This window comes from Cupriavidus taiwanensis (genome assembly GCF_900250075.1).
GTDB lineage: Bacteria > Pseudomonadota > Gammaproteobacteria > Burkholderiales > Burkholderiaceae > Cupriavidus > Cupriavidus taiwanensis_C.
Genome location: NZ_OFTT01000007.1, coordinates 1 through 8,740 on the forward strand (window position 1 = coordinate 1; position 8,740 = coordinate 8,740).

Consider the following 8,740-nt stretch of genomic DNA (forward strand, 5'->3'; position numbering starts at 1 on the left):
GGAGGTGCTGCGCGCTACAGATTCAATGAGATTGGCTACGTATATAACAGGCCACGGTCAAATATCTTAGCCGGCATCAAGAATCCAGCAAGCCCTCCGGCTAGTCCCGGTCTTCCTATCTCAACCGCGATCCAACAGCAGATTTTCGCCCGCCGGAAAGTAGTCTCTGCCAGCGTCCCCGTGGTATGGGCCTCATGGCCGTGGACCGGCGATATAACAATGCCGTCTCCGAACCTCCTCGCAGAATTCGTACAACTAATGTCTCCTCCAAATACCGCTGGATGGCACTGCATTGCCATCTGCGGATGGGACAACAGTACTGGAAGATTTCTGTTCAAAAATAGTTGGGGTCCATTCTGGGGCAACAGCGGATACGGAACGATCCCTTACCAATATCTCGAACTATACAGCGACGTAGGGATGATCGGTTGGTAAGGGGCAAAGCTAAACGAAAATGAAAAACCCGGAGGAGCGCGATCTTTCGGGGTTTCGTCGTCATTCTTGGCGGAGACCGAGCGTGAGGGCGCGGTTCTCCTCATCGAGAAATCTAACCATCTAGCTGCAATCGCTTCGCAGATGGTTTGGCGATAGGAAGGGGGGTTATATGCTCCAAAGGCTCGCGCTGAACTGCGAAAACCTAGAATTCCAAAAGCCTTGCATCTACTATAGTCGTGCTGTCACTCTGGAGTGAAAATAAAGAATTCGACTAAGAAAAAAATCATTTGCTCAACTAGTGAAAATGGTGAGAAAAATGGAAAATGAAAATGACGAGCAAAGATATCCGCTCTTTATGTCGAGAGCGACCACATTTATTTTTGCCAACAACGATGGATGTGACGATAAGAGCGAAGTCCGCCTGTCTCTATCTGGTTCTCACGGAGTTTACAAGCAAATTTTGATTGCAAAAACTCTGAAGATTGGCGATCGCATTAAATTTGATCTATCGAGTCTAAACATCCAGGCTTCATCGGCAGCGGTAATGTATCGCTGCTCAGACGGCATTGGTCGGTATATATATCTAAGAGCCCCAATCCCCGCTATCGGGCATTTCGTGACATTAAGCTGCGCTTGGGTCGCCCAACCGAATGACAGAACAGTGGAAGAGTGGTTTTTCGTGGGAAGTTAGTTTAATTTTTGATTGTCTTCGAAATACATGGCTGCACTCGTACAATTCGCTTACGGTGGGCTCATCATAGGAGGTGATTGAAATGAACTTCAGCCACATCTACCATTTGTTTGCACGTTATCCTGTATTGGCTAATGACAGATCGTTTCTGGATTGGCTGAAAATACACGGAGCGAGTAGTTGGAGGGAAACAGAAATCGATACCAACGACCAGAGAGACGTTATCGTAATATCCCACGATGAGCTGACGGCCTACGCTGCAAGAATAAAATTCAAGTTGTTGGCCGATGATTCAAGCGAAACGTGCACCGCAGATCAAAGCATTATTAGCGTAAGAGAATTCGATTTGCTGAGAAGCAACTCAAAGCATAGTTTACTAAGGGCTGCAATACAAAGTAACAAGATCAATCGTTGCGAAATAACGTCCATCTCTCCCTATGTTAATTTTGATGGGGATGATTACACTGACATCACGTGGAAAATTGAGTTTGTTAGGAACGGTCTGAAATACATTTTGTCGATTTCTGAGGCCGGTGCGGAGGAAGCTGCTCACGGAGAAGTGGAGGTTCAGGCCAAAAGTAGCGAGCCAATAGCGATTTTTAATGAATGGCTTGCGACAAATGAAGTGCACTCACCTTATCTTTTTAAGCAGCAGGCGGAAGCGTGGACGTCAGGGCCTCTCACGGTCCGAGAAAAGGCATTTAGAATATTTTCCAACGTTCAGCGATTATACAGGTATGATTCTACGATTAGAAACATCACTGAATTTACATTGCGTGATACGTTGACAAGGGATGCCAATAATTACAGAGGAATTTGCGACGAGTGGGCCGTTGTCCAAATAAGCTATCTTCGCGCGATAGGAATTGAAAGCCGGCTTAAGTTCCTGATATGGACCCAAGGCGGACGCGTAGTGGGGCACGCTTGCTTAGAGTTCAATAATGGTGGCAAATGGACTCATATGGACGCGCTCTGGAATGCCTTCGACAATGCTGCCAGATATCGGTCTTCAGGTGCACAGCAATTGACTGTCATGGATGCCGATTATCCTATGGATTCGAGATCCAACTCGCCAGCATGGGGAGTGCCTGATCCAAGGGGAGACGGCAAACTTAACCCATATGCCGATTTTGTGATTAGCCCCCCGTACCCGGGAAACCGGCGTCCAGGATACAGCTACTAAATGCCGGATTTCAGAATATGCGGAATATGGCCGCTTCCCGGCCATATTCCGCCGCGAGACACGTGCCACGGGCTTCTTGTGAAAAGAGATCGCAGCTTTGTATTACCTCGCAGTTAAGCTACGTTCTTGGCCTGCGACCAAGATACGCCCTTGTATAGGGGTAGGAAACGGCTTTCGCCGTCCCCTCCCTCCGAACCCGGTGTGCGGTTTTCCCGCGACGGGCTCTCCGGTTAGTTGTTTCCGCATCGGGGTTGGCGCGCCAATCTAAGGGCCTCGGACATCGTGAACAGCCCTAGATTAGCGAAGAAGGCATTTGGCCATCGGGTGTGATCGCGAAGGCAATGACCCTGCCCCGGACGATGAAGCTGTCGGCGCAAGATCGCTCGCAGACGGCGACGAACAAAGCCGTCGACCGACGAGAAGGTGTAGCGGTGGGCGTGCTGGAAATAGCCGAACCAGCCACGCAAGATCGGGTTGATCGACGCAATGATGCTCTCGATCGAATCGCCCCTGTTACGCTTGGTCAGGGCCCGGATTTTATCCCGCAACCCCATAAGACTCTTCTTGCGCACCCACCGTTGTCCCGCCTCGAACCGGTAACCGAGAAACTCGAACCCATGACCTTCCACCCGGCAATCCCCAACGTGGGTTTTGCCTGGATGCAATGTCAAGCCGTTCGCATCCACCCAAGCCCGCATGCGAGTGAGCGCAGCTTCCGCTTCCTCACGTGTGCGGCATAACACCACGGCGTCATCCGCATAGCGCACCATGACCAGCCCTGCCTGACGCATTTCCACATCAAGCTCGTGCAGGTACAGATTTGCCAATAGGGGGCTGATAACTGCCCCTTGCGGACTGCCAGAAGTCGGCGTCCAACGCGTCAAGTCTTCCATGATGTCTTGCTTGAGAAAGGACTGGATGAGTTCCAGAACCCGGCCGTCCAAGATTCGCCCGGCCACTCTCGCGAGAAGGGGCAGGTGTGGGATCGAGTCAAAATAGCTTTGCAGGTCGGCATCGACCACCCAGCAGTAGCCCGCTTTCACATGTCGGTCCACTTCGCGCAGCACATCCTTGCAACCCAAGCCCGGGCGGAAACCGTAGCTTCTCGGCTCGAACTCATGCTCAAAGATTGGCTCGATAACCAGCTTCAGGGCCGCTTGAACCACGCGGTCCTTCACAGCGGGTATACCGAGCGGGCGACGTCCTTTGCCTTTCGGTATGTAGACGCGCCGCACCGGCTGCGGGCGATAGCTACCATCCTGCAATGCATGCGCCAGTTCAGCAAGATAGCGGTCCCGCCCTTGTGCGAATCGCTTCACACTCATGCGGTCCACCCCCGCCGCCCCGGCGTTCTTCTCGACCTGAGCCCATCCCAGCGCGAGCGAGTCCAGGCGAAACACCTTGTCAATCAGACTGTGCCATTTACCTCCCTTAACTCCGTTTTGTAGAGCAGCCAACATAGCGTCCGTCCAGATTGAAGCTGACGCGAATTTCCGCTGCACGCAGCTTCCCAGCGCGTTCGCATCTCGTCTAGTCGTTTCCGACACTGGCGATGCTTCGATCTTCATCTCTGCTTCCTTCTGGTCTTTTGCTATCAACTTTCCTGCCCCGCTTCCCTAGTGCGCCTTTTGCTCTGACGCAGGTCTCCACGGCTCTACTCTTCCGTGTGCAGTACTATCGGGACTCTGACTCCTGCCAGCGTTCACCTCGCCGGCAGGTCTCCCCGCTTGCTTCGTGCCACCATCCCATCGTTCCGTCCTCAAACACGTGGTACGCCACCGCACCGCTTTGTCCGCCACGACAGCGTGCTGTGTTACTTCCAGGCTTCGCCACTTTAGTGCAGGCTCGCCGCCATACCCCGCCGAAACAGGTTCGTTAACCTACGGACCGACAGTTCGCTTTCGGTTACTCCCCACCCCGCCTCACGACGACGCAGTTACCTTCAGCTACGGAGCTGTGGCCAACTCCGACAGGGACTTTCACCCTGCAAATGGCACGCCATCACGGGCGTACACTAAACCGCTGACGCGGTAGTGCGAGGGACGCGGAGGTCAGTGCCTGCGTTCGATCAGGACGGTGCCTGGTGCCGGGCCATCGGGAAGGGATGGGCAGGCGGCTGGGAGCAGGATGGAGGTGCCCTACCGGGCATTCCATTCGCTGTTCCCAGGAGGTCCGTCATGACCCCGCTCCGCCAACGGATGCTGCACGACATGCAGGTCCGCAACCTCGCCGACAACACGCAAAAGTCCTATCTGCGGCAAGTTTCCCATTTCGCCCGACACTTCCGGCGCTCTCCAGAGGCGCTCGGCCCCGAGGAGATCCGCGCCTGGCTCATCTATCTTCGTGAAGAGCGCAAACTGGCGCCCGGCAGCCTCGGTCCAACTATCGGCGCCCTGCGGTTTCCCCTATCGCGTGACGCTCAAACGCGACTGGAGCGATGAGGACTTCCCTCTCCCGAAGAGACCGGTGAGGCTGCCGGTCATCCTGAGCCAGGACGAGATCACGACCTTCTTCGAGTCGGTTGCCAGCCTCAAGCAGCGCACTATCCTGATGACCGCCTACGCGGCCGGCCTGCGGGTGTCGGAAGTCGTCCATCTGAAGGTCACCGACATCGACAGCCAGCGGATGGTCATCCGTGTGAACCAGGGGAAGAACAGGAAAGACCGCTATGTAATGCTGTCGCCGCGGCTGCTCGAGATCCTGCGACTGTACTGGCATGAGGTTCATCCCCGGGACTGGCTGTTTCCCGGAGAGATGTCCGGACACCCCATCACCCGTTCCGCGGTAGGGCTGGCATGCCGGATCGCGCGCCAGCGCAGCGGGATCCAGAAGCCCATCACGCCCCACTCGCTGCGTCACGCCTTTGCCACGCACCTGCTCGAGACCGGCACCGACGTGCGCAGGATCCAGCTGCTGATGGGGCATCGCGCCCTCTCGACGACGGCACGCTATTACCGGCCGAAAGTTTTTATGTGCTGTGTCGAATCGAGCCGGCGATAGCAAAGGTCTCCGGTGGTAGAAACTCTACATAAAAGTTGGGCAGGATGGGGAGGCCCGCAGCCAACAATCAGCGTGCGCAACCTCCGCAGTCCTACAGTGAATGCAGCCACTCGAGCAGCGTCTTGTTCTGCTGCCAGGACGGGATCTTTGGAAGCGACGTACCGTCGGTGGCTTTCTCGAGAGCCTTGCGCTTCATCTCAAGATTTGCGCGAGCATAAATCTCAGTTGTCTTCACATCGACGTGGCCGAGGAAGTCTCGGATGATCTCGAGCGGCACGCCACTCTGCAGCAGGTGCATTCCCTTTGTGTGTCTCAGACTGTGAGGACTCACCCGCTGTGTGAAGTCGGGGTGATTTCGCCGCACAGGAACCACATACTTTTGCAGGAGATAACGTACGCCCGAGCGCGATAACCGTGTGCCTTGCCGATTCTGGAAGAGTGGCTTGTCGGTGTGTTCAGGGCGATCGAGGTTGTTATCGCGTCGATGCTGGCGTAGCAGCTCGACTGTCGAGTCCATCAGCGGCACGGCGCGTAGCTTTCGACCCTTTCCCCTGAGCCGCACCTGCGGTGGAGGATCCAGGCGCACGTCCCCGGCGTTCAGGTCAATCAACTCCTGTACCCGGGCACCGGTGTCATAGAGTACGCTTAACATCACTGCATCCCGACGGCCTTCAGACGTATGCAGGTCCGGTTGTGCGAGAAGCTGCGCAAGATATTCCCTGGAGAGGTAACCGACGCTGGCGCGCGGCTGTCGCCGCAGCGGAATCGCGAGGACCTGCTGACACTGCAGCAGGCGTTCGGGTACTTCCGACTGTACGTAGCGGAAGAACGCGTGCAATGCCGCGAGGCGATGATTCTGCGTGCTGACCGAAACATGCCGTTCGTTGGCCAGGTGATCAAGGAATGCCTCGACCAGGCCTACGTCGATCTGTGCCAGAGACAGACGCTCCAGTGCGATTCCCCGCACGTCACGACAGTATCGCAGCAGCAGGGTGAACACGTCGCGATAGGCCTTGATCGTGTTGGGGCTCAGGTTGCGCTGTGCGGCCAGATGGTGCGTCAGGAAGCTGGTCACGAGCATGGATAAATCCGTCGGCTTCATGATCCGCTCCTGCGCGGGATGACATCACCGAAGGCGGCGTTCGTGCGCGCCGTGATCTCCGGAAACAGTTCGGCGATCAGATGCAGATAGCACTGCGTTCCGGCGAGGGAGCGATGGCCGAGATAGGTTGCCAGCACCGGAAGCTTCACGTCGAGGTTGGCTCCCTCCTGACACCACCGCAGCAACGCATGGACGGCGAAATTGTGCCGAAGATCATGTAAGCGCGGCCCCTTGCCTCTGCCGGCATGCGGGATCCCGGAGCGCAACAGCAGCTCCCGGTACAGCCAGTAGATGGCCGGGTGGCTCAGCGGGCCGTCTGATGGCGAAGGGAAGAAGTAGGCATCGGACGGGCGATCGCCCATGACTTGTGCGTAGGTTCGAAGGCGCTGTACCAGCGGCAAGGCTGGTGGGATGAGCCTGTCCTTACCAAATTTGCCATCACGCACCGTCAGGATTCCCCGTTCGAGGTCCACATCGGCCACGCGCAGGTGCAGCACTTCGCTAATCCTCAGCCCGCAGCCATACAGGAGCCGGAGCACTTCCGGCATGATGAGATGCCGCATTGGGGATCGGGCTGTCGGTGTAAGCTGGTCAGCCGCCTGCAACAGCCGCTGAATCTCGGCATGTGTCAGGATGCGTGGAGAGAAGCTGCTCGCTCCCCTCGCCATCGGCCATCGATCCGGCACATCAGCGGCATATCCCAACCGGCACATGAACAGGGCAAATTGGCGAACTGCACAGATACGATGATCGTGGGTGCCCTTGCTCTCGTGGGGCCGTTTGGCGAGCCACTTGTGGCTGATCGAGCGCGGCAGCTTGCATTCCATTAGCGCTTCATCGCTCAGGAAGCGGTCAAAGCATGCCAGCAAGCGGGCTGGCTCATCATATCGGTACCCACACGTCCGTTTCTCCTGGACGAACTGTTCCATGAGTGAGTCGACAGCGCTCCGGAACTGGCCCTTGAATTTGCTACTAGACATGGCGCATCTCCTCGGTGTTCAACGCGGCAGTGCGGAGGGTTTCCACGTCGGTCTTAGCGTAGATCAACGTCGAGGCTGTCGTCGCGTGCCCCAGGATGTCGCTGATGACTTGAAACGGCGTCTGTTCATGGAGCAATCGTGTCGCGAGTGTGTGGCGTAGCGAGTGCAAACCATAGCGTTGTGGAGTCCTGAAGTGAATCCCGGCCATGGCCTTCCAATGACGGACGATCCAATGTAGGCTGTCGGCTTCGCGGAAGGGTAGGAAAGGCGCGTTCAATGTGAGGAACACTTCTCGATGATCCGAGTGGGGACGGCCCGATCTCAGATAGTCAATCAGCGCTTCGCCAACTTCCTCCGTCAATGGCAAACAAAGAGGTGCGAGGGTCTTCGACTGCCTAACCTCTATTGTGGCGGTATCCCACTTCAGATCGTCGAGGGATAGTGCACGAATATCGCCCACTCTCAATCCGAGGCGACAGGCAAGTAGAAAGATCGCGTAATCGCGCTTACCTTTGGGCGAGGTTCTATCAACGGCTTCGAGCAGCCTGGTCAGGACTTCCGGGGCCCAGACCGACGGAATAGTCGCATCGCGGGGAACGTGGACCACCGGCAATACATGGCTGAGATCCTGCTGCAGAATTCCTCGCATCAGAAGAAAGCGCAGAAAGCAACGGACATCGGAAACGATGCGCGAGACTGTCTTCGCCGACAGGCGATGTTGCGCGGTCACAAATGCGCAGAGATCGGCCGACTGCATCTGATCAAAAGACGTGATATTCCTTGAACCAAGGAAATCCGCGAATATCGCTATCTCCCGCGTCCGCTCGCGAAGGGTCGTTGTACGAAGATGACGGCGATCCTGGCAGTACAGTTCATAGTCGCGCAATGCCGTGCTCATGGGTGCGGGAACCTGTATCTTCTGCATGTCGGTGACGATGCGCTCAAGGTGCCCGTCATGCGCAAAGCGCTCGAGAACCTTGAGGGAAACCACGATATTCCGCCGCCACCCCTGGTCAGAGTTCAGGCATTCGTCAGCACGAATTTGATACGTAGAGCAAAACCGTTTCGCCAGCTCCAGGGAGTACTCATCTCCCAGGCTCATCTCCTGACAAAACGCAATGAGATGACGCCAGACTACACGATAGCGCCAGAGCGATTTCCTGCTGTAGCCTAGCCTCTCCAGCTCGCTCACGGCACCGACGACGAGCTGCTGCAACGGCAGGTGGCTTGAAACTTGATGGGTTGACTTCTCCATGATCGAACTCCTCACAAAGGCGATCCCGATGGCCGCCAGGAGCCCATCATGAAACTTTATGTGCAGTAGTTCAAACAAGACGCCTTGCTCACCA

At 56.1% G+C, this 8,740-nt stretch carries 9 protein-coding genes; 5 read left to right on the top strand and 4 right to left on the bottom strand.

What is annotated here, in order from left to right; translation table 11 throughout:
• Positions 1–258: 258 nt before the first annotated feature.
• The 3 genes from CBM2588_RS31615 to CBM2588_RS30835 all read left to right on the top strand — a co-directional run bounded on the left by CBM2588_RS31615 (position 259) and on the right by CBM2588_RS30835 (position 2,309).
• Entirely contained in the window at positions 259–435 is a 177-nt protein-coding gene (locus tag CBM2588_RS31615; RefSeq protein WP_368666651.1) for a C1 family peptidase, read from the top strand.
• A 316-nt stretch (positions 436–751) separates the two neighbouring features.
• Positions 752–1,126 (top strand): hypothetical protein, encoded by a 375-nt coding sequence (locus tag CBM2588_RS30830; protein WP_147298482.1) that lies wholly within the window; start codon positions 752–754, stop codon positions 1,124–1,126.
• 82 nt (positions 1,127–1,208) lie between these two features.
• A complete protein-coding gene (locus tag CBM2588_RS30835) occupies positions 1,209–2,309 on the top strand; it encodes a transglutaminase-like domain-containing protein (protein WP_115684107.1) in 1,101 nt (366 codons plus the stop codon).
• A 230-nt stretch (positions 2,310–2,539) separates the two neighbouring features.
• Here the strand turns inward: CBM2588_RS30835 and ltrA are convergent, their stop codons facing one another.
• Entirely contained in the window at positions 2,540–3,877 is a 1,338-nt protein-coding gene (ltrA, locus tag CBM2588_RS30840; protein WP_115684108.1) for a group II intron reverse transcriptase/maturase, read from the bottom strand.
• 609 nt (positions 3,878–4,486) lie between these two features.
• Between ltrA and CBM2588_RS31315 the strand changes: the two genes are divergently transcribed.
• Positions 4,487–4,750, top strand: coding sequence for a site-specific integrase (locus CBM2588_RS31315; protein ID WP_231942381.1), 264 nt, complete (start codon positions 4,487–4,489; stop codon positions 4,748–4,750).
• Between the two features lie 25 nt (positions 4,751–4,775).
• Entirely contained in the window at positions 4,776–5,309 is a 534-nt protein-coding gene (locus CBM2588_RS31320; RefSeq protein WP_231942382.1) for a tyrosine-type recombinase/integrase, read from the top strand.
• A 91-nt stretch (positions 5,310–5,400) separates the two neighbouring features.
• Here the strand turns inward: CBM2588_RS31320 and CBM2588_RS30850 are convergent, their stop codons facing one another.
• The 3 genes from CBM2588_RS30850 to CBM2588_RS30860 all read right to left on the bottom strand — a co-directional run.
• Complete coding sequence (locus tag CBM2588_RS30850; RefSeq protein ID WP_115684109.1) at positions 5,401–6,411, bottom strand: site-specific integrase; 1,011 nt, start codon at positions 6,409–6,411, stop codon at positions 5,401–5,403.
• A complete protein-coding gene (locus CBM2588_RS30855; RefSeq protein WP_231942383.1) occupies positions 6,408–7,340 on the bottom strand; it encodes a tyrosine-type recombinase/integrase in 933 nt (310 codons plus the stop codon). Before CBM2588_RS30855 ends, CBM2588_RS30850 begins: the two co-directional genes overlap by 4 nt.
• A gap of 43 nt (positions 7,341–7,383) precedes the next feature.
• A partial coding sequence (locus tag CBM2588_RS30860; protein WP_116335496.1) for a site-specific integrase occupies positions 7,384–8,740 on the bottom strand: 1,357 nt, incomplete at its 5' end.